Source organism: Ruegeria atlantica (assembly GCF_013032455.1).
GTDB lineage: Bacteria > Pseudomonadota > Alphaproteobacteria > Rhodobacterales > Rhodobacteraceae > Ruegeria > Ruegeria atlantica_B.
In genome coordinates this window covers 33,873-55,803 of the sequence record NZ_WQCF01000009.1, presented here as the reverse complement: position 1 = coordinate 55,803, position 21,931 = coordinate 33,873, and the positions used below count along the sequence as shown (strand labels likewise).

General features: G+C 52.0%; 18 protein-coding genes. 10 read left to right on the top strand and 8 right to left on the bottom strand.

Annotation, left to right across the window (positions count from 1 at the left end; translation table 11 throughout):
• Positions 1 to 33: 33 nt before the first annotated feature.
• The 6 genes from GOW93_RS15630 to GOW93_RS20940 all read right to left on the bottom strand — a co-directional run bounded on the left by GOW93_RS15630 (position 34) and on the right by GOW93_RS20940 (position 6,610).
• Positions 34 to 1,356 carry a carbohydrate porin gene (locus tag GOW93_RS15630; protein ID WP_170386289.1) on the bottom strand — a complete coding sequence of 441 codons (1,323 nt, stop codon included), beginning with the start codon at positions 1,354 to 1,356 and terminating at the stop codon, positions 34 to 36.
• A 149-nt stretch (positions 1,357 to 1,505) separates the two neighbouring features.
• A complete protein-coding gene (locus GOW93_RS15625) occupies positions 1,506 to 2,258 on the bottom strand; it encodes a hypothetical protein (RefSeq protein WP_170386286.1) in 753 nt (250 codons plus the stop codon).
• Positions 2,259 to 2,631: 373 nt separating this feature from the next.
• Positions 2,632 to 3,651 (bottom strand): CobW family GTP-binding protein, encoded by a 1,020-nt coding sequence (locus GOW93_RS15620; protein WP_170386283.1) that lies wholly within the window; start codon positions 3,649 to 3,651, stop codon positions 2,632 to 2,634.
• A gap of 198 nt (positions 3,652 to 3,849) precedes the next feature.
• Entirely contained in the window at positions 3,850 to 5,346 is a 1,497-nt protein-coding gene (locus tag GOW93_RS15615) for an amidohydrolase family protein (RefSeq protein ID WP_170386280.1), read from the bottom strand.
• A gap of 80 nt (positions 5,347 to 5,426) precedes the next feature.
• Complete coding sequence (locus GOW93_RS15610; protein ID WP_217354797.1) at positions 5,427 to 6,227, bottom strand: trimeric intracellular cation channel family protein; 801 nt, start codon at positions 6,225 to 6,227, stop codon at positions 5,427 to 5,429.
• A 44-nt stretch (positions 6,228 to 6,271) separates the two neighbouring features.
• Complete coding sequence (locus GOW93_RS20940; protein ID WP_368039681.1) at positions 6,272 to 6,610, bottom strand: helix-turn-helix domain-containing protein; 339 nt, start codon at positions 6,608 to 6,610, stop codon at positions 6,272 to 6,274.
• Positions 6,611 to 6,855: 245 nt separating this feature from the next.
• Here GOW93_RS20940 and GOW93_RS15600 point away from each other — a divergent pair, with 245 nt between their 5' ends.
• From GOW93_RS15600 to GOW93_RS15585, 4 genes are all read left to right on the top strand, one after another.
• Positions 6,856 to 7,866: a helix-turn-helix transcriptional regulator gene (locus GOW93_RS15600; RefSeq protein ID WP_170386274.1), complete on the top strand. Its 1,011-nt coding sequence runs from the start codon at positions 6,856 to 6,858 to the stop codon at positions 7,864 to 7,866.
• A 211-nt stretch (positions 7,867 to 8,077) separates the two neighbouring features.
• The gene (gene dctP, locus GOW93_RS15595) at positions 8,078 to 9,079 is read left to right on the top strand and encodes a TRAP transporter substrate-binding protein DctP (protein ID WP_170386271.1); all 1,002 of its coding nucleotides are present in this window, start codon (positions 8,078 to 8,080) and stop codon (positions 9,077 to 9,079) included.
• Positions 9,080 to 9,144: 65 nt separating this feature from the next.
• The gene (locus GOW93_RS15590) at positions 9,145 to 9,669 is read left to right on the top strand and encodes a TRAP transporter small permease (RefSeq protein WP_170386268.1); all 525 of its coding nucleotides are present in this window, start codon (positions 9,145 to 9,147) and stop codon (positions 9,667 to 9,669) included.
• Complete coding sequence (locus GOW93_RS15585; protein ID WP_170386265.1) at positions 9,666 to 10,976, top strand: TRAP transporter large permease; 1,311 nt, start codon at positions 9,666 to 9,668, stop codon at positions 10,974 to 10,976. The genes GOW93_RS15590 and GOW93_RS15585 overlap by 4 nt, the downstream gene beginning before the upstream one ends.
• 54 nt (positions 10,977 to 11,030) lie before the next feature.
• Here the strand turns inward: GOW93_RS15585 and GOW93_RS15580 are convergent, their stop codons facing one another.
• The gene (locus GOW93_RS15580; RefSeq protein ID WP_217354796.1) at positions 11,031 to 12,464 is read right to left on the bottom strand and encodes a DUF1254 domain-containing protein; all 1,434 of its coding nucleotides are present in this window, start codon (positions 12,462 to 12,464) and stop codon (positions 11,031 to 11,033) included.
• A gap of 109 nt (positions 12,465 to 12,573) precedes the next feature.
• Between GOW93_RS15580 and GOW93_RS15575 the strand changes: the two genes are divergently transcribed.
• The 6 genes from GOW93_RS15575 (at position 12,574) to GOW93_RS15550 (ending at position 20,687) form a co-directional block, all read left to right on the top strand.
• Entirely contained in the window at positions 12,574 to 12,855 is a 282-nt protein-coding gene (locus GOW93_RS15575; RefSeq protein ID WP_170386263.1) for a hypothetical protein, read from the top strand.
• A 127-nt stretch (positions 12,856 to 12,982) separates the two neighbouring features.
• Positions 12,983 to 15,370, top strand: a complete 2,388-nt coding sequence (locus GOW93_RS15570) for an arylsulfatase (RefSeq protein ID WP_170386260.1) — start codon at positions 12,983 to 12,985, stop codon at positions 15,368 to 15,370.
• Positions 15,371 to 15,561: 191 nt separating this feature from the next.
• Positions 15,562 to 17,082, top strand: coding sequence for an amidohydrolase family protein (locus tag GOW93_RS15565; protein ID WP_170386257.1), 1,521 nt, complete (start codon positions 15,562 to 15,564; stop codon positions 17,080 to 17,082).
• Positions 17,083 to 17,172: 90 nt separating this feature from the next.
• Positions 17,173 to 18,402: a carcinine hydrolase/isopenicillin-N N-acyltransferase family protein gene (locus tag GOW93_RS15560; protein WP_170386254.1), complete on the top strand. Its 1,230-nt coding sequence runs from the start codon at positions 17,173 to 17,175 to the stop codon at positions 18,400 to 18,402.
• A 79-nt stretch (positions 18,403 to 18,481) separates the two neighbouring features.
• On the top strand, positions 18,482 to 19,462 hold the full coding sequence (locus GOW93_RS15555; protein ID WP_170386251.1) for a CobW family GTP-binding protein: 981 nt from the start codon (positions 18,482 to 18,484) through the stop codon (positions 19,460 to 19,462).
• The gene (locus tag GOW93_RS15550) at positions 19,455 to 20,687 is read left to right on the top strand and encodes a threonine/serine ThrE exporter family protein (protein ID WP_170386248.1); all 1,233 of its coding nucleotides are present in this window, start codon (positions 19,455 to 19,457) and stop codon (positions 20,685 to 20,687) included. Before GOW93_RS15555 ends, GOW93_RS15550 begins: the two co-directional genes overlap by 8 nt.
• Positions 20,688 to 20,912: 225 nt before the next feature.
• Here GOW93_RS15550 and GOW93_RS15545 read toward each other — a convergent pair whose 3' ends face one another.
• Positions 20,913 to 21,689 carry an SDR family NAD(P)-dependent oxidoreductase gene (locus tag GOW93_RS15545; protein WP_170386245.1) on the bottom strand — a complete coding sequence of 259 codons (777 nt, stop codon included), beginning with the start codon at positions 21,687 to 21,689 and terminating at the stop codon, positions 20,913 to 20,915.
• Positions 21,690 to 21,931 lie beyond the last annotated feature (242 nt).

Below are 21,931 nucleotides of genomic sequence, written 5' to 3'. Positions count from 1 at the left end.
GCAGGTCTTCGGGTTCCGCGCGATGACAGGTTCTCAGAAAACTATCCTGACCCGCAATCCGACAACAAGCTCATCGGTGATGTCCGGGGCGTTAGCCGGATTGACGAGATACTGTAGGCCTGGCGTGATCTGCAGGCTTGGCATCGGTTGATACCGATAGAAAACTTCTGCCGTGTATTGGTCACGCAACGGTTGAACCACTGTATTCTGAGGCGCACGGCTCCAATTCAGACCGAATCCTAATTGGTCCCGGCCATCAAAAAACGAGTATCCGGTACCAATACTGACGCTACGGTCCACAGGTGCGCCGCCGCCATTTGCATATCCTGCGCGTATGAACGGTGTCCAGCGCTCTGCAATCGTCCGGCCGCCGTGCACCGCAAGACCCCAGCCGCCGCCAATACCAGCATCGCTGCGGGCATCAATCTGCCAGGCGCTTAAGTGGTAATTGTCACTAAAACGGGTTTCCAAAGTATCGTACCATCCAACCTCGACGTGCTTGAATGTTTCACCATTATCAAACAGATTTCTGATGCCCTGAGTTGGATCATCGGGCTGACCGTTTGCGTCGGCTATACCTGCGATGGCGTAGTTGTGATTCCCAAAACGCCATAGAATTGCTGTTCCAAGCCCTTGGCTAGGCGCAGGAATCGTCGGGTTGTTGGAAAACACCAAATTGTTGAAGTCTGTCCAGGGGCTGACCAGGTTATAAACGTCCAGATAGTCTGTGGTGTCCACGATACCGGCAACAATAGCGAACTGATTATCATTGAAGGTTTGCTGCCAATACAAGTTCGTCAACAGCTGTCCGGCATCACTGAAGCTGACCGATGTAAGCCCGGCGTACCCTAAAGCCGGCCCCAAACCTTGGGGAGCAATCGACGTACCAAGGCGATGCCTGCTTTCAATTTTGAAGTGAATCGCACCAGTATCGGGGCTGCCTTTGCCAATGATTGTCCAGATTCCATACAAGCGGGCCACTCCGCCAACCGCATCCCGATTGTCGGCTCCTCCATTAGAAAACTGCCCCAGAAAATTGAGATCTCCCCCAATGGAAAAACCACATTCTGAACTGAGCGAATCCTTAATGTCCGACCAGGTGCGCTTTCCTGATGAGTCTACTGGCGATAACCCCTGTTTTTGGTCGGCGGATAGCTGGCCTTGCACACTAGAAGGACCGCCCAACCGGGAAGTATCAGGCTTACAGATATCTAATTGCGATTGAGCGAGCGCAGTGTCAGCCACGACAGGCGCGACCAAAACGAAAAATGAAACCGCGCAAAAAATTCTTTGAACTGCGCGAGCAATTTCTACTCCTGGTCTTCCCTCGACATGGTATCCGGTTCGAGCTTCCATTTCTGTTCGGTGCTAAAGGTCAAGGGTTTCAACAGCTTGTGAAAAGGATCCCACCAAAAGCCGTTCTCCGTTCGCGTCTGAGGGAAACAATGGTGCCCTCGTCGAAAAGCATCATTGATGGGCCGCAACAGATTGCCGGTTGGCTCTGGCTAGAATGTGAACCGCGCGCCAATATACGGACCATAGAAGTTTAGGTCGTCGAACGGTTCAAAGTTATTAAGATCCCAAGAAAGGTATCGATATCCGAACGCGAGATCGAACTTATCGAATCTGTAACCGAAACCCGCGGCCAATTGATAGGTCAGATCACTGTCTCCCGCACCGATATCAGCGTAGTAGTTCACATACCACTTGTCGTTAAGGTCACTGTATCCGCGAATACCAACAACTGCATCAAAGGCCGAGTCAGATTGACTGTACTTCTGCGACCCGCCTCCGGTAAGACTGAATTTGAGTTTTGTATCAAGCTCAAGATAACGGCCGCCACCGATGATATCGAGGTGCGTGGTATCATTTTTGAGAACCGTATAGCCGACACCAAATGTTGAGATGTAGCCCTTAAGATCAACGTCTGTGTTCAGTTCCGCGGGAATTCCCACTATAGAACCGTTTTGGGTCGCGTTGTCGCCAACATCCAAGTAAATAAGATCCGCAAAGATTGACCAGTTGCCGTTGTAGGCCGTTAGATTGCCCATGAACCCCAGCTTGAAGTCGTCCAGCAGAGTATCGATACTTATGTCAATCTCATCGCCTTCCGTAGTGTCTCCGTCGATTGACGCTCCCCAGAAATAGACGTCTGCTGAAAAGCTCCAATCGGACGCCCCGCTTTCCTGGGCAGTCGCGGGACCAATGACAGCCACAAACGTACTTGCGGTCGCAATGAAATTAACGAACTTAGCCATTTTGGTTTGCCTTTCCGTTTCGCGAACCGGTTAACAGTTTCGCTGCCGAGATTATCCGACCAAATTCTGGAGCCGCCTTGGATCAGCAGGGGCGGCTTTAGCGCCGACCGATTGCGCGCGCGTTCCGAGCCTTTGCGCGGTTGATATGCTTCCGGCTGGATCTGTACATTTCTGTTGGGTGAGGTGGCTCCAATCCTTTCATATCAATCAGAGGGTCGTTCGGTCCGAGTTAGCAGTCAGGATAGTCAACAGGAGATATGTGTCCGGTCATCTCACGCCAAAAACGCTTCGTTTCACTCAGCCAGGAGCGACAGGGTCAAATCGTTGTTTATGAAAGTGTGTGTCAGGAGTTGTTGTGCAGGCCGCTCGGATTCTATTCTGCGGCGAGACCGAGCCTGCGAGAGAGCTTCAGCAACGGCGATTGTTCGGCGTTTCCTGTCCCCACGCAGGCCTCAAATTGGTCGTTTAAACAAGCCTTGTCGAAAACGCCGGTTGAACCGATGACAACGATATCGGTATTCGGGGTGTCCTGTCCCCATAGATCAATTTCCTGAAAGTTATAGCGTTTTCCAACCATTTGAAATGAAACACGATATCCGGGCAATTCCTCAAGATGCACAATTCCTTTTGCCCGGTAGATCTCATCTGGCAAGGTCTCGGCCAGTTTTTTAAGGCAAGTTAATGACATTTGACGGTTGCTGGACCAGTGAAAGGTGTCAAATTGCTCGTATATATGGCTGTGGGCAGGGTTCCCGGTTTGGCTCCCCATTTTGTCAGCGGCGCTTGCGAACTGATCCCCGAAGTCAAAGACCAATGATGAGGGCACGCGCCCGTTTACCGTCTGATAAAGCCGCGCGGTCGGCGAAACCTCCAGGATCAAGTCCCGTGTCTTTTTCAGTTGGTTCGTGTCAACCAAATCCGTCTTGTTCAAAATTACGATGTCGGATGCGTGGATCTGATTTCGGGCAAGATTTCGCACTTCCCCGGTTTGCAGCACAGGAAACTGTTCCGCGTCAACTACAGCAAGAATACCGCCAATCGTCAGCACGTTTTGCAAAGCAGGGTCGTCGAATGTGTGAACCACTTCCAGTGGATCAGATACTCCGCTCGTTTCGACGATTATCGCCTCCGGAAGTTCGGTGCGCGCCAGGATATTCTTACAAGCGTCAATCAGATCGGTTCGGATGTTGCAGCAGATACAACCGTTTGCCAGGCTTACGGTTTCCCCTTCCACCCCAACGACCAGCTTTGCATCAATGTTGATAGCTCCAAAATCGTTCACCAGGACAGCGGCCCGAACACCATGGGATTCGCTGAGAATATGATTCAACACCGTGGTTTTTCCGCTTCCAAGAAATCCACTTATAATGGTTACCGGGATCGTGGGGCGCATCTCATCCATCCTGTTTCTGTTTGAATGACATCAGACAACGGCCGCGAACAAGGAAACACCGGAACCCGGAAAGAAACGCCCGGCGTCCAGAACGTTTTGGTCCATGAAAGACCGTTCGCCTGTATTTCTGTCATCTCATGCTCCGACACGACGCCTTGACACGCCATTTGAGTTCGGACGGGTTTCCTGGCAAATCGCTTACCCGCTGACGGCCGCTCTGATCGGCTGACCTGGAAATACATCATTCACGTTTTCCGAGTCGCGAACGACTACGGTACCATTTACGACAACCCAGGGAATGCCGGTCGAAGGAAGCCCGCCGTCCTTCATTGTGGAATTGTCAGTCACGGTTTCGGGATCGAACAGAACGATGTCGGCATCAGTATCCTCTTGTACACGGCCCTTGCGCTTCATCTGTTCAATTCCATTCTCGGCAAGAAAGTCGGCAATCATGCTGGTCATCTTGGCGATCGCCAGAGGCAATGGAATATCCACTTGTTTTTCTCGGACCATTTTCAGGAATTTTGCGTGCGTACCCGCGCCACGTGGATGGCCATTTACGTCTTCAAAAGGGACGTCCCATTCGAGAGCCGGACTACCGTCGGATTTCATCACATAGGGGAAGGCGTCGCTGCCGACAACCGTTGTCGGATGCGCCAGGGACTGGCAAACGGTTTCCCACGTTGCATTATAGAACATTACGTTTGTTGTTGGCGCAGTTTTGATCAACTCGTCATACCGCTCCTGCGTCAAAGGCGTAACGGTAGCAGTCTCAATAATGTCACTGATCTTTCGGCCCATATTTGGCCCGTAATTGTCGGGATGCAGATAGTCGGCACCGACAATTGTTCCCCCAAAATCGTAGGGGTATATTTCACCTAAGATCGATATACCTTTTGCGCGGGCTGCATCAAATAGGTCGAGCGCGCGTTGGGATTCGGCAAGGGCCTGAGCCGTCATATGCATAAGCAGCAAGCCACCTCCGTAAACCTCTTGCGCAGCCATTTGTTCCAGGAACCCAAGAAGCCCGCTCGTCGGTGGCATTTGGCTGGAGAATCTCGCATGGATATAGACGCCGCGACCAAACTTGCCTGATAATTCCTGTGCAATGATCGACTCTTGTGTGGTGGAGCCACCAACCATATAGCCAGCACAGTGTCCGATCCCGATAGCACCTTCTTTAAGACCCTGCTCCAGGTACCCTCCAATTTTGGTGATCTCGTCTGCGGTTGGCACCTGCGTTGACCATTTACCGGTTGAATTACTTTGTTTGGGTGCCGCCATCAGATCGTAGACGGTGTCGCCTGCAAATACAGTTTGATAGGCCGGATTGAAGGTCCGTTCCCGCGCGGCGATTGTTCCTACCGTGGCACCGTAGTTGGACCGGCATTTTCCCTCGCATCTATTGTACCAGTCGGCCACAGGCGAAACGCCAGCCTCAAGCTCCAGCGGTGATGTTACTCCGTCGCGCAGTGCCACCTTTTCACCAAAGGGGACTGCGCTGTTGTGATGATGCATATCAATGAAGCCTGGAGCGACGACCAGTCCGGTCGCATCAATTGACTCGATGCCAGAGATCGATTTCTCGGTGACTGCAGCAATAGTACCACCGCGGATCCCGACGTTTCTGATGGCGTCGAGGCCGCTATCCGGATCGATGACGCGCCCATTTAGAATGACCAGATCATATGCCATTGGTTTTCTCCATTTCAAATTCTCTGACGCGGTCGCCGCAATTGGCCGGCAAATGTCTCGTTATGTGACTCCGCTGATTTTCACTGTTCTTCATTCTCTGAAGGTGATGTTGGTTCTGAGTTGTCACCGATCGTTATGAATTCGCCCGGTGGCCCCATACGCACGTCAAAAATGATGCCGGCGGCCCGCAATCCGAACGCCGTCGCGAAAGCGGCAATTTGCGCGACAACTTCGGGAACCTGGACCAGATGCAATAGGACGTAGCACCCTGACCCCATCAATGCCGCGCTGGCATAGAGCTGCCCGCCCGTTATCATTGGCTTTGTGTTTGTAATAATATCCCTGATCAGGCCACCTCCGGTGCCTGTCAGCATCCCCATGAATACTGCGACCTCCGGAGCCACGCCGAAGCCAAGCGCGATGTGACAGCCTGCAACAGCCGCAGCCGAAAGCCCCAGCGCGTCGGCCCATACCATGCTCGCGTGTCGAGCGACGCGCTGATAAAAAAAGTAGGTCAGGAGTGATACAGAAACACACAGCAGCAACTCAAATGGGTTCTGGGTCCACCAAACCGTTCGACCAATAATGAGGTCCCGAACCGTGCCTCCTCCGATGCCCGTAATTGTCCCGATCAGAATGAAACCGATCACGTCCATCCGATACCTGGCCGCTGTCAGCGCTCCACTTACAGCGAAGACCACGTCGCCAAAATACACCAGCACGGTGATGTTCTCGCTAAGAGGTGCGATATTTGCCATGAGACTCTTTCCGGCATTGCTGTAATCACGGATTGCAGCCCAGCGGACCTCATTCCCTTGGGCTCCGCTGGTCATTTCATGCCAACGTGGCTCTATTTTTGGATTTCGCAGGTTGTGGCGCACGACAATGATGCTGTGTCAGCTACTTTGGAGTGACCCCCAGTAAATTAAGATCGTGCACAATGAACTACCGTGCCGCGATGCGAGCAAGATTGGTCGGTCGGCTGGGTGGTCTGAAATTTTTTTCGCCATTCCAAAGGTGATTGCCCCGTCCAACGGTGAAACGCCCGACTGAAATTGCTCGCATCCCGATACCCCAAACGGCTTGCAATCACAGAGACGCGAGTTTTGTTCTCAGCCAAATACATGCACGCCAGTTCGTTTCTTGCTCTTTGGACCAGTTGAGTGTGACTTACGTTTTTTGCCGCAAGTTTCCGCTGAAGTGTTCTGGAACTGACCCCAAGTCGCTGAGCAATATCCCCGATGTTTGTCTGTCCACGGGGCAATAATTCCAGAATCGCCGTCCTGACGTCGGAAATGGGCAGATTTAACTTGCGATAGGTCAAGAAACCATTCCAGATTTTGTGTTACCTAGACGAAGAATATTACTTTACGGGGCCTTTTCTTCCGGTCTCGCCGCGCCAGTGGATAATAATTCGGGCGATTTGGCGCGAAATGACCAGAAGTTTCTTGGCGGCTGTGACTGTAGTGGCGTTATCTGATTGATGAATTGTTGGGAGCTAGGTGCGCGATGAACCGAATTCCTATGGCGAGGGCAGCACACCTCATACATTTTATCGAGACGTTGGAGGATACTGGCGCACCGGTAGAACAAGCGTTGCGCCGTGCCAATCTTCCCGTTTTTATAAGGGAAATGCCCAACGCTTATGTCAGCAACATCGCACTTAGCAATTTCACCAGAAGGTGTTCTCGCAGCGCAGGTATAGAGAATCTAGGCTGGCTGAGCTTGAAGAAGTTCGACAGTTCGTTGCTCAGCAAACATCTGGCCTCTTCAATTTCCGGCGCTCCTACATTGGCCTGTCGTTTGAAGGCGTTTTTTGAATTGGTAGCAAAAGAAAACTCTGACAATCGGTCAGGTATGCACCATTTCGGGGGACAGACTTTGATCTGGATTGATGTTCCGGGCAAGAGAATGGCAAAGCCGCACTCAGACAGTTCCTGGCTTCACATTGGCGCGCTCATATGGATAGTCCGCTCGGTTCTGGGCCAAAGCTGGGTGCCGAACCGAATTACTTTCCAGCAAAAGTTTGATTTGTGCGACGAGAGCCTGGACGAATACGGCAATACCCGCTTCAATTTCGAAGAGCCCCATACCTCCTTTGTATTGCCAACTAAGTATCTCGCCAAAAGAACAAATGGCAAAATCCGTAATCTCGATGTGCCAGGTGCAACCGGGTCTGAAAGTAAAGGTCAAGGCTTTGCGTCGGACCTGCGGAACCTTATGGAACCCTATTTGGCAAGCGGCTGTCCACCAATTGGATTGGCTGCGGAAATTGCAGGTATGAGCATTCGAACGCTGCAACGGCGTCTAAACAATGTGGGAGTCAGCTATTCCGATCTAATCGAGGCTGCCCGGTTTGAAGTGGCGTCAGATATGCTGCGCGACGCCAATATCAAGATTGTGGATATTGCGATGTGCGTTGGTTACGAGGATTCGTCCAACTTCGCGCGAGCGTTCCGTCGTGTGTCGGGGATCAGTCCAACCCAATTTCGTGTAGAAGCACAAAACGGCCAACTTTAACCTTAGGCGTCGTGACAAGAACTGGCTGTTCGAGTCGTACTGTGGACCTGGTGCTTCGATCTGAGGGAGTTGGCGTCAAATGACCAGAGGCTGATCGGTGTCGGGTTAACATCTATTGTAGGTAGATGCTTTTGAGAACCGTTCTTAGGGGTGCCCGAACAGCTCGCGGCAAAACTATTCATGAATACGCGCCGTATTCGGGGGGAACAGCATGCTAAAGAGGCTCATAACTTCATGCGTGGTGGGCGCAACGCTTGTCACTGCACCGGTATATGCTGACATCACGCTAAAAGGGTTTATTCCGGCTGCACCAAATCGCCCTGACAGTAAAATGGTTGCAGATTTTTTTCAGCAAGCTGAAGAACAGTCAAAAGACACCTTAATGATTGAAGCCTATTATCCGGGGGGATTGGGCTTTCCTGTACAAGACCTGATCCGTCACCTTGAAAGAAATACTGTGCAAATTGCCGCGCTGGCGACACCGTATTACACGCGCGAGCTTCCCGGCCTGTCGATCGCGCTGCCCGACGGAGTAATCACCGACACGGCGAAGTACGACAAGTATATTCCCCGACTTAAAGAAATGATGGAAACCGGCCTATCAGATAAGTTCAATTTACATGTTGTTGGTTACATTCAGCCGCTTTTTCTGGACCATTCGTTTTTTTGCAGCGAACCGGTTGCCACCTTGGCTGAACTGCGCCTGAAAAAAGTTCGTGTGTGGACAAAACACCAGCTGTTGGCGTTCCAAAAACTTGGTGTCGCCGCTCAGATCATTCCAAAAGAAGATCTTTACGTTGCCCTTCAAACCGGAGTCATCGATTGCGCCCTTTTTCCTGCCGAGATTGCATCGACTATCGGCATACAGGAAGTCGCCCGTCATGAGTTGCGAATGATGCCCTGGATCGCGGCCCCTATGCCCTATGTCGTGAACGACCCGACCTGGCGCGCGTTGGATGATGATCAGAGATCGGCGCTGACAAATGCAGGTCGGGATTCGTTCCAGCAATCCCTGTCTGCCGCTCACCAAGTTCGTTCGGCTGCGAGTAATAGCCGACAGGAAAGGTATGCGAGCGGGTTTTCCGACAGCGGCGAACTATCTGGTACTGATCTGGAAGAGATCCAAGCCGCTCTTTTGGTGGCCTGGGATGAAATGGCTAAGAATGCGGGACCGGACGCCGAAGCCGTCGTGGCCCGAATGAAAGCGGATTGAAGCTCTGCTCACCGGGCAAATGCAAGGCCGGTAAGCTAAACCTGGCCCCTTCTTGGAGTTCGAAATTGACCCGATATTTTGTACGCTTCGTTGATAACCTATGTATCGTCGAACTCGCATTGTCGGCTGCCATAGCATGCCTTATTGGGATGCTGGTATTCGCCTCGGCCGTTACGCGATATTTCTTCAGCATTCCCTTGGGGTTTACTGATGAGTTGGTGACGCTGTCATCTGTGCTTTCCAGCTTGTTTGCAATGCCATATGCGGCGCGTGCAGGAAAAAATATCAGCCTCGACTTTCTGACAAGCCGGTTATCAGCCGAGATGCAATCTAACTTTCACAGGATTGCACTTATGGCGACTATCCTGGTGGTTGGAATATTCGCGTTCTACTCGCTTGAAGATATCTCATATTCGCTCCATTACAGAGAAGTGTCTGAAGTCAATGAGATTCCGATTGCCCCAATAAAAGTTCTATCGTTGATCGCGTTAACCTCTTTCGAGCTCGCCTTGATCTCGAATCTGCTCACGGGGGAGTTCTTAACACCTTGGCCGAATGATCATTATTCACAAAACGAGCCAAGGAAATGATGTGGGCTGTCATCATCTCCACTCTGCTTTTGTTCGGCTTTGGTGGTGTAGCTTTGGGAGCCACACTTATGGCTGCTGGATTAACTTTGTTTGGTCTGTTTGTAGGTGGCGGCGGAAATTTGGCTATTGCTTTTGAGGGTGTCTGGGCGACCCTTAACAACTTTGCATTCAGCGCCATCTTACTTTTCGTTTTGATCGGAGAATTGTTTTTTGCCAGCGGGTTGAGCACGCGTAGCTACGGGGCGGTTGCTCCCCTTTTTCAAAGAATACCGGGCCGCCTACTGCATACAAACGTGGTTGTCTGCATGATGTTCGGTGCCGTCAGCGGTACCAGTTCCGCCACTGCAGCTGCCGTCGGGGCGGCGGCCTATCCCGAACTTTCACGCAGAAAGTACCACAAGGGCACGATCGTTGGGTCCTTGGCCGCAGCCGGGACGCTGGGGTTGCTAATCCCCCCGAGCCTCACACTTATTCTTTTTGGTGCAATGACCGATACGTCAATCGGGAAGCTTTTCTTGGCGGGTATAGTGCCGGCTCTTGGGTTTGGTCTCGCATTCATGATTTTCATTGCAGCAAGAACCCAGATAAACCCGTCATTGCTTCCGAAGGAATACGAACGTCTGGGGTTAGTTCACTGTTTGACTGCGTTGGTCCAGGTCTGGCCCTTAATCTTCCTGATGTTTTCGGTGCTGGGTCCGCTTTATTCAGGTATGGCGACACCCACGGAATCTGCGGCCTTTGGATTTTTCATGGTTTTACTGCTTGGGCTTACCATCGGCGATTTGACACCCACGTCTTTGGTACCCGTGTTGATGTCTGCGATGGCAAAATACGGCGCCATAGTTTTTGTCATAGTCGGAGCTGTGGTGCTGAAAACTGCCGTGGCTATGTTGGGCCTTCCACGCGAATTGATTGCGTTCATAAGCGAAAGTGGCCTCGGTCCGTACACAGTTTTTTTCGGAATCGTCGTGATCTATATTGCGCTCGGCTGCTTGTTCGACGGGATTTCGATGTTGCTACTCACGGTCCCGTTCATTGCTCCGTTATTATTCGGCTTGGGTTTCGATCCGGTCTGGCTGGGGGTAATAATCACCATTCTGATCGAAATTGGCATGGTGACACCACCGGTTGGACCCAATTTGTTTATTCTGTCCAGTATTGCAAATAATGAGGTGTCTGTAGGTGAAGCTGCCAGAGAGACTCTCCCATATTGGCTGATACTCCTCTCGGGTATTGCCATATTGACCATAGTGCCCGAGGTCGTGACATGGCTGCCTGACAAATTGCTGGGCAGTGTTGCCGATTAGAATCGCAACATTTGGTATTCTCGCGCCAAATTATTACACAGGCGCATAAACTATTTACTCCTCGAACTCTGTGATTTCACCAGGGCGCCAAGACTGATCTATCCATGCCTGCTCGGGACCGTAGATGCGCAAAATCGCAAACCAACTTTTTCCTGGAATTGTTTGCAACCAGTTGTTCTCCTGCCCTGTTGGGACCTTTGGCGCAAAAAATATGTCATATGAACCATCTGCGTTCTGGACAAACCCCTCACTGTTGCTTCCTCGTGTTGGAAACTGTTGATCCGTCTGCAGCATGGATCGCGTTTGGGTGTCGTAAAGCGTCACGGCCCAAAAGTCTTTGACCGGAACATCTTTGGGAAGAGTGAGTTTGTAAGTTTTGGACCCGTCAAATGGTTTCTTTTGGTCATCAAGATAAGCGATGGCGTAATCCGAGCCCACTCCGGGCCTGGGCTTAGCCATGGCGGGGGTGACTGCTGTGTAGTTCATGAAAAACATGGTGCGGGCATCAAGGTTACGCGCTCCGTTTTGTTCGAAAAACACGTCTCGATCGGCAAAGGCCATAACCCATGCGCTGTCTGTATCCGGATAAATCTGGACAGCTTTTTCGCGTGGATACCAAACAATTGACCGCGCTGTGGCATTCCCGATTGCGGCAGATTGTTCCAAGAGCGCTTTCATCCGTTCGTCGGGGTCAAAGGATTGGGATTTGGCGATACCTATGGCTGCCAACTGCCCGCGCAACTCGGGATCTAAAGACCCCAGGGGCTCCTCTTGTATGACCTGGTTGAGTTGCTCGAAAAAACTTAAGTCGGTTGGCGGCAACGTGTTGTAAGACTTACCCGAAACATCGGTAAACTCGGTTTCTGGAGGGTCATCTGCCTCGGAAAGTGGGTAGATTTTCAGATTCGAGGTGATGTTATTAACAGCTTCCTCCAACCCATCGGACACACTGCCCCGCAAGAAGATCCAATTGCGAAATGTTTTGGGCTCCAAGACAAAATACCCGTCGGGTATATCACCTTTGTGATTGGGCGGAAGAATCAGATATTTTCCCCCCTTCCCTTTGTCGGGGCCAGCCGGGCCGAAGTCGCCTACGTACCGAAAGAAACCGTCATTCAATGCGCCCAACATGCCGGATGGTAGTTCTATGACAGTGGGGCCGTCTTTATCCAAGTCTGTGAAGGCAAAAGCGTATAATGTAGAAGTATTGGCCGTCAGATACAGCGATTTTGAATCCATAAGGCCCTTGAATAAAGAGACTTTGTTGCTTCCTTTGCCAGATACGTTTTCGTGCCCTATGCGAAGCCCATAAACTGAAACGGCTGGCAGCAGATTGAGAAACACGTCGACGCCGCGCATTCGATCTAGATTGTCATAAACCAGTTTAACTGTTTCCTGAGTCGGTACTCCGTCAAAGAATTCAAAGGACCCAATCGGAGAATCCACCTTGTCCGGGGTCGCAACCTCGGGGGGGACAAGTGTTGTCATTTTCAATTTCGGTGGATTCGAAGTTTCAGCGACGACGAGCGTGGAACCCATTATTATAGTGGCGAAACCACACGAAATACTATGCAAAATGGTTGTAGTGATATTGTTCATGGCAACCCCACGCAAAAAGAACAGCGTCGTTTTTCATAGATCCAAAAGCTACCACGTCGTCGGAAAGTTTCCGGTCAGTTCGCGCCACATCACAATCGCTCAACCAGAGCCTTTGTGCGCCCCAATTGCTCAACAGCTGGATCGTTCTCGCTCTCGGCTAAGCAATTACCAAGCTTTGGCAAAACAGTGTTTTGTCGTCGTCAAGTCCAGTGCAAAACAGTTTTCTGGAAGGCGCATCCGCTTTGATGAAGTCCACGAATATGGGCTTCAAAAAGTTTGACATTGGCATGTAATGACCTGTTCTAAGGACCGACGCCCCTAAAAATACCGGAACATAGCACCCCGCACTCGCCCTGCGGTTCACGCCTACTCATTCAATTTAAGCCGATTTTGCGGAGGAGGTTCTTATGCCAAAAACAAACTTGATAGTCACCGTGGTGGTATTCACCTCGTCACTCGTGCTGGGGGCAACCGCAAGTATTTCCGACGAAGCGGCGCAAGAAAAACTGCAACCAGTTGTCAACCGCTATGAGTTACCAATCCCAGCGCCGGTATATCCCCCAATTACCACTTTGGACGCACGAGACGCCACACCGCCAGCAGTCTTTCAGGTGACTGCACCCAAAGACGCCCCGAATGTTGTGATCGTGCTGATCGACGATCTCGGGTTCGGCGGGACGAGCACATTTGGCGGCGTGATTGAGACCCCGGAACTGACTGCTCTGGCTGAGGAGGGTCTTCGGTACACCCAGTTTCACACTACGGCACTTTGTTCACCGACGCGGCAGGCGTTGCGCACAGGGCGCAACCATCATTCTGTAAATCAAGCCAAAATATCGGAGACTGCGACATCTTTCCCTGGCGCGACAGGCATGTTGCCAAATGACACCGCGGGGATCGGAACCATCCTGCGTGAAAATGGCTACAGTACCGCGGCATTCGGAAAGTGGCACGAGACTGCGGTGTGGGAGATCAGCCCGTCAGGTCCAATGGTCCGTTGGCCAAACTACCAAGGTTTCGACGAGTTCTATGGGTTTATGGGGGGTGAAACAAATCAGTGGTCGCCTGCGGTTTTTCACAACCAAAATCGCGTCGACACACCGGACGACCCCAGCTACCACTTCATGAACGACATGACGACCAAAGCGATTGACTGGATCGAATTCCAACAGGCGCTCACCCCGGACAAACCATTCTTTGTCTATTTCGCCCCCGGCGCAGTTCATGCTCCACATCACGTGCCTCAGAATTACATCGACAAGCATAAAGGTAAATTCGACGAAGGCTGGGATGTGATCCGCGAACGAATTCACAAACAGCAGCTTGAACAGGGAATTATTCCCAAGGGCACAAAGCTTGCCAATAAACCGGATGATATCAAAGACTGGTCCGATCTTTCTTCGGACGAACAGAAACTTTTTGCACGTCAAGCCGAAGTGTTTGCCGCCTATCTTGACATGGCCGACCATGAAATAGGTCGGCTGCTCAAATCCGTCGATGACATGGGCGAACTGGACAACACGCTTCTCATCTATATCGCTGGCGATAACGGGACGAGCGCAGAAGGCGTGATGAACGGGCTTTACAACGAGCTCACATATTTCAACAACGAACCCGACGGGTCTTCTGTAGAGACCATGTTGAAATATTACGACAAATGGGGTGGTCCCGAGACTTATCCGCACATGTCGGCTGGATGGGCTGTCGCCTTCGATTCCCCCTTCACCTGGACAAAACAGGTTGCTTCCAACTACGGCGGCACCCGGAACGGGATGGTCGTGCGCTGGCCAAATGGCATCAAGTCCAAGGATGAGGTTCGCACTCAATGGCATCATGTCATCGACATCGTGCCGACAATTTTGGAAGCCGTTGGTGTCCCGGAACCACGTGTTGTCAATGGAACCCCTCAGCGTCCAATCGAAGGTAAGAGTTTAACCTATTCCTTCGAAGACGCTGAGGCCCCGGACCGGCGCCTTGTTCAATATTTTGAGATGTTCGGGAACCGCGGAATTTATCTGGATGGGTGGTTCGCAGGAACAATCCATCTGAAACCCTGGGGCAAAGTTGAAAACAAATTTGCTGACGACACCTGGGAACTTTATCACGTTGCCGAGGATTTCAGCATGTCGGAAAACCTCGCCGAAAAACACCCCGAAAAGCTGGCTGAATTGCAAAAGGCGTTCCTTGAAGAAGCCCCGAAATACAACGTCTTACCACTCGATGACCGGCGGCAGGAATTATTCAACCCGGTGACGGCGGGCAGGCCAGATCTCATGTTCGGCCGAAAAAGCCTGACCCTTGGCGAAGGCATGAATTACCTGCTGGAGAATGACTTTATCAACATCAAGAACACGTCGTGGGGAATAATTGCTGAAATCGAAAGTGGCGACAAACCCGAAAATGGCGTCATCACTTCCCAAGGTGGCCGATTTGGCGGCTGGTCTTTGTACCTCAAAGATGGAAAGCCGGTGTTCGCCTATAACTACCTTGGCCTTGATGTCACCAAGGCCTCTGGCAGCGAAGCATTGCCTAAAGGCAAAGCCACGATCAAAATGGATTTCGCTTACGACGGCAAGGAAGGCGACCTCGGAAAAGGTGGCTCCGTAACGCTGTCTGTCAACGACAAACAGGTGGCAACCGCAAAGGTCGATAAAACGCAATTTGCCATTTTTTCGGCTGACGAAAGCGCGGGCACGGGTTTCGATGCTGAAACACCCGTTGTCGAAGACTACGACCGTGAAGGAAGCCGTTTCACCGGAAAAATAGACAAGGTGACGATCAGCCTCAAAGATTGAAGGACTGATTGTGGCGGAGCAATCGCAGTTCGAAATTTTGATCAATTTCCGCAGGCGATTTTGGAACTCGGGTAGGACAGAGCAGGCAAGTCTACAAAGGGGCAAATTCTTCGACGCAGGTGTGGCTTCGGAGTGCCAAGGGAACAAACAAGCAAATACGCCTTTTACTGTCCACAGATAGGGGAAGGAATATGCGTTCTGAAAAACAGCAATTCGACGTGGTATTGAGCGGCGGACGTGTCATTGACCCTGAGACTTACACGGACAGGGTACTCAACGTCGGCATTGCAGATGACACCGTCGCGGCCATTTCGACCGAACCGCTGGACGGAAAAGAAGTTGTTGATGTTACTGGCCTTATCGTTGCGCCGGGTTTCATAGACCTGCACGCCCACGGTCAGAACATTGCCAGTAACCGTATTCAGGCGTTCGATGGGTTAACTACAGCCCTAGAGCTTGAGGCCGGCATGTTACCTGTCAGCGAGTTCTACGACAATTGTGCAGCAGAAGGCCGTCCCATCAACTTTGGATGCTCTGCCGGTTGGGCTGCGGCACGGATCATGACGTTGAGCCCCGGCGCTGTATCCGGGGGCAAACCCGAACCGTCACTCGCATTTCTACTGAAATCTTTGGGCTCAACGGAATGGGTCGAAAACCCCGCCCACGGAAAGGAACTGGACGCCATACTTGCGCTAACGGAACAAGGATTGAGAGAAGGCGCCATTGGCATTGGTTGCCCGTGGGGATACACGCCCGGCGCTGGATTGAAAGAACTACGCGAACTCTGGTTGTTGGCTAAGAAATACAACCAGCCGACATATACGCATATTCAAAATATGTCTGTTCTCGATCCCAACAGTGGTACGCGCAATGTCATTGAACTGGCGGGGCTGGCAGCGTCCACAGGCGCACGTACACATATCTGCCACTGGAATAGCACAAGCCTGCGCGACATACCTCTGATACACGACATCGTTCGCAACGCCCAGAAGGCTGGGCTACCGATCACGACCGAAGCCTACGTCTATGGTGCTGGCAACTCCGGCATTGGTGCAGCTGAATGGGATCCCGTAGATGTCGAAGAACGCATGGAAGTTGAATGGTCCGACTTCACGCTTGTGAAAACGATGAAAGACTTTGAGACAAAGGAAGAATTCGTCGCTGCCCGTGAAGCTCACCCCGAGGACTCCGTCATTGTTCATTTTCTGCACGAAGATGATGACGCGCATGATGCGGCACTGCTGGACATTTCCGTCCTGTTTCCCGGAACAGCGATTTGCACTGACGGCCTGCCCTTCGTTCAGGCTGACGGTAGTTTCTACGAAAAGGATGAGTGGCCTTTACCGGAAGGCCTGAACAACCACCCGCGCGCTGCAGGCAACTACGCGCGGTTTTTCAGAAAGTGGGTGCGCGAGCGAGGCATAATCAGTTGGATGGATGCAATTCGTCAAACTTCTCTGAACCCGGCGCTCATCCTAGAAGAAAGCGTTCCAGTGATGAAACGGAAAGGACGGCTTCAGGAGGGTTCAGACGCGGATGTCGTTGTGTTCGACCCGGAAACGATTGGCGAAAAGGCTGATTTCAAAAATCCCTCGGCACTCTCGGTGGGCATGCGTCATGTACTGGTCAACGGTACATTCCTGATCCGGAACGCGGAGCTTGACCCGAATGCAATGGCTGGCCGTGCAGTTCGCGCACCGGTCCGCGTTTGAGGATTCCTTGGCCAATCTCAGAGGAACAGTTGAAGTATTCAAATCAAGATGCATCGCCCTGATTGCAAGAAAGACGTTCAGGAGGAACAAATGGCAATTGTAAAGAATGACCCGATCTATCCATTCAAGGACAGCGACTACTCGAATCCTCGACACATAATTGTCGAGGGAAGCTACGAAGAGATCGGTTTCGATCTTGGTACGTTGGCCAAGAGTGAATACGGCTGCAAATTGTGCGTCTATGACGACCCTGTCTATGCTGAAGCCCGCCGTGAGTATATGGCAGCGAATTGGCGACAGATGTTGGAACGAAGCAAGGGTGTTCAGAGCGCCTATGGACTGCCGGAGAATGACGTCGTTTTCGATGCGACCGTCTTGCCGTTTGATTGGTATGACGAAGCAAGAGGCGCGGACCTGGGCGCGAACACCTGTTCGGGAGCCGTTCTTCCCATAGAGAAGACGAAGGAAGGCGCGACATTTGTTTCCAGAAACTTTGATCTCACGGCGATGCCGTTGTGGAGTGGGCTTCTGGGAAAGATACCACCCGAAGGTGCAAAAAATGCCTGGTCACGCGGCGTTGTTCTGGAAACTCGTCCGAAAGGAGGATTCAGAAGCATCCATGTGGGTGGGCAGGAAATGCTGGCGCCGTGGCTCGACGCAATCAACGAAAAAGGTCTCTACATCACGGCGATGCACGATCCATGGGGTGTTGGTGACGAAATCGGATCTCCCGGCGGCCAGAATGTGTCCGGCGTTACTCTGACTCAGTTGTTTGCGCTCTTGATAGATACGTGCGCCACGGTCGAGGAGGCCAAAAAAGTAATCCTTAAAAACCGCATCATGCAAACCATCATGCGGGGTCACATGATGATCGCGGACAAGAGTGGTGACGCCACCGTGTTCGAGATCGACCGGCATTCACAGGCCTATGTCTTTGTAGACCGTGAAGCCAATGAGCCGTTGTTTGTGACGAACCACCCAAATTCCAGGTACCCTGGCCCGAGCACGTACCCGGACTTTGATATGACCCATGAGCACAACACATTCACGCGGCAGTGCATCTTGCGAGATACGTATGCAGCCCTCACACCGCCCTTCACGAAAGAAGACGTCACCGCACTCACGGATTCTATTCACTGTGCATTTGTAGATGATGAGTTGGCCGAAGCCGGCCCGAAAGAAAGAACACTGGTTAACACAACAGCCGACCTGTCGAAGCCAGAGATCAGTGTGCGGTGGTACCTAGGAGATATCGGTCCGGTCGCTGGCACGAACCAAGTGAAAACGCGCATGAGCGAATTTTTCTCTTTCGGGTTCTGAACTGCACTGCAGAGATTTTGTTGGCCAAGTGACGCAGAATAATACAACCCACGCTAACGCTCCCGTCCCGGTAACCATCGTGGCCGGGTTCTTGGGCGCTGGAAAATCCACGTTGTTGAATCACATTCTCACTTCAGATCATGGGCTGCGGACCGCCGTGGTGGTGAATGACTTCGGTTCCATCAACATTGATGCCGATCTGATAGCAGATGTTGGCGAAAGCATCGTGGGCCTGGCCAATGGCTGCATCTGCTGTGCCATTCGGTCCGATCTGATAGGGGCGGTTCTGGGCCTTGTGGACCTCCCAGAGCGACCTGATCATATTCTGATCGAGGCGAGTGGTGTCGCTGACCCCAAGAGTGTGTATCAGGCCTTTTTGCAGCCGGAAATTCGCAATGACGTTCTTGTGGACGGAGTGTTGACCTTGGTCGACGCCGAACAGGCCGGGTGTCTGCCGGAAAAAGAGCAACAATTGGCCTGCGAACAGATTGAAAGCGGGGATTTGATCATCCTGAACAAAGTAGATCTGGTGGACAATGAAACGCTGCGGGAAATGAAGAGCTGGCTGTCTTCAATCAATCCGCGAGCGCAGGTGATCGAAGCCTGTCAGTGTCGTTTGCCAGTCGACGTCTTGCTTGGACTAGATGCAAGGAAGCCACTGGTCAAACACAGTGCGGTCAATGCTCAAGCCGACCACGCGCAGGAACCGTCAACGTGCATAGGTCGTGATGTTGCTGACCATCACCATCATGAAAATACGTTCGAAAGCTGGAATTACAAAAGCGACCGACCCCTTCGGCTGGGGTTGCTGAACCAGGTACTCAGCCACTTACCGAAGGAAGTCCTCCGCGCCAAAGGGTTCATTTACGCCAGTGATGATCCTACCTGCCGGCATCTGCTGCAGATGGTCGGTCGCCGCGCGGTTCTTTCATCGGAACGGCATTGGCGTGAATGTCAGCCTGAAACGCGACTAGTGTTCATTGCGCGCCGCGGCGTCTGCAATATCCCCGCGATCAATCGGGCTTTCGATAAGTGCGCGGAGGATGCTCCTATTGCCTGACGGCTATTTTGATGATCCCAAACATGAAGAGGCGTTCCGATTTTTGATCGATATGGGAACCCTTGCTCACAGCTATGGTATCTCATCACACCGGCTTGCATCGATGCTGGAAAAGGTGGCTGGGTCCGTCGGGCTGATGGGAAAGTTCGAAGTAACACCAGCATCGATTTTGTTCGTTGTCTGGTTTCCGAAAGATAGACGGCAAAGGATTCATTTTGCTCCAATGCCGTCGCCGGGTTTCGACCTGACACGCGTCAACGGACTGTTCGAGATCAGGGCGGGTATCGAAAATGGTTCATTGACTATTCGGCAGGCGTTTGCAGCCATGGACGACGTTAAGACCCAGCCTCCTGCGTTTGGACCTCTATTGGTTGGGCTTGGCTATGCTTTGTGTGGGGCTGGCTTCGGTGTTCTATTGAATCTTGGATGGATGGATGTATTTTTCTCTGCTGTTGCCAGCCTGGCCGTCTTTGCCGTGGTCCTGCTGTGTCGGAGCTGGCCGCAATGTGGCGGGCAGATTGAGCTCATATCGGGCCTGTTGGTTGCGTCGCTAGCCGTTCTGTTCGGCTTTATCTTCCCCGGAAGCAACCATATATCCGTTATATTGGCGGGGCTGGTGGTCCTGCTACCTGGGTATTCCTTAACTCTCGGTATTGCTGAACTGTCATTAGGAAAGATATCTTCCGGGCTTCAGAGGCTAACAGCCGGAACATTGACGCTGCTGAATTTGTTCATTGGGGCGACAATCGGACTAGCACTTTTATCTCATGTGCATTCGATAGCCCCGCCTTTACCCTCCTCGCCTCCAGATACAATCTGGGTCTGGTTGTTCGCGGTACTCTTGGTCGCGGGACTTGCATTTGTTTTTCAGGTCAGGCCTAGAGACTTTATCTGGGTTTTACTGGCAGGTCTTGTTGCTCACTTCGGAGTGAGTCTCGGATCAGGTCTTGGATTTTGGCAAGGTTCTTTTCTTGGCGCTCTTGGAGTCGGGGTATTCGCCAGTATTTTTTCGACGATGCGGCACCAACCTACTTCCACAGTCCTGATACCGGCCGTCATGGTTCTTGTTCCCGGGGCGACTGCGCTGCGAGGTTTGCGATCAGTTGCGCTTGACGGGGTGACAAGTGGCCTCACAACTGAATGGCAAGCTCTGGCAAATATCGGTGCCATCATTGCTGGGCTCCTGGTAGCATCTGCTGTAATTTCATCAAAATCAACGCAGTGACCGGCCTTTGAAACTGTGTGACAGTATCTTGGAATGACAGTTTTGGTCACCCAGTAGTTTCAAACAGTGTCGCAATCAGAGGTAGCACGCTCGGAACACAGCTCCGACACCTGAAGCTAAATTATGTGAAGCTTGGGTGCGCGCGATTCTTTCGGAAAAATAAGCAGTGCAATTCCAACCAATTTTCGCGATGCCTGACCCACTCGCTTTGATCCCGGTTGCACCTCACGCTGCAGAATACCCCGCATCCGCCATAAGAAGTTGACCGGTGATCCCACTTGCCGCGTCTGAGGCTAGGAAGGCAACCGCTTGGGCGATTTCGGCAGGTTCAAGGAGGCGACTCATGGGAATATCGTCGATCCACCGCGCCATAACCGCGGGCTGCTCTAACCCAACCTTTTGAAGCATTTCAGTGTTGGTGTAGCCTGGCCCAACAGCGTTCACACGAACACCGCGCGTCGCCCATTCGACTCCGGCGACCTTGCAGAAATGTGCGACACCAGCCTTTGTGACGTCATACCCAATGTGAAGCTCTGGACGCACGGCCTTGACTCCGGCGATCGATGAAATCGCGACGATCGACCCTTTGCCCTGATCCAACATGATACTTCCGAATGCGCGGGCCACGAAGAACACACCGTCCAGGTTGATTGCCATCACACGGCGCCAGTCCTCGTCGCTGTGATCTTCGGTGGAGCTTTCATAGGCCACACCCGCATTTGCGACGACAATATCGACACGGCCGTGTTTCGCGTTCACACGATCTGCCAGATCCTGCACGGATTGACTGGAGGTCACGTCAATCCGTTCCCCTTCGGTCGAAAGCCCCTCGTCGGCGAGTTTTGATGCGGTCTCGTCGACGAGATCAAGCAGGTCGGCCATGACGACATGAGCACCCATTTCGCCCAGTTGGCGGCAGATCGCCTCGCCAATCCCGCGGGCCGCGCCGGTGACTACTGCGATCCTACCTTCAAGCGAAAATATGTTCAGGTTCTTTGCCATTTTGACCTCCGTATCATGATTGAACTTTCCGTTCGCCTGCAGATATCCCGCAACTCGCGGGACATTTCCCGTAACCTTTCGAATTTTCGGAAAAGGAGAAGATTTGGAAGCAGGACAAACGCGAGGTTCGGCGATAATTGCAGACCATCTTCTGCGCAATCTGTACATCTTATTGTGAGAAAGAAAATCCATTTTGGATATTCAATGCACGCAGTTCGTCAGAACTTTGATATGGTGTTTTC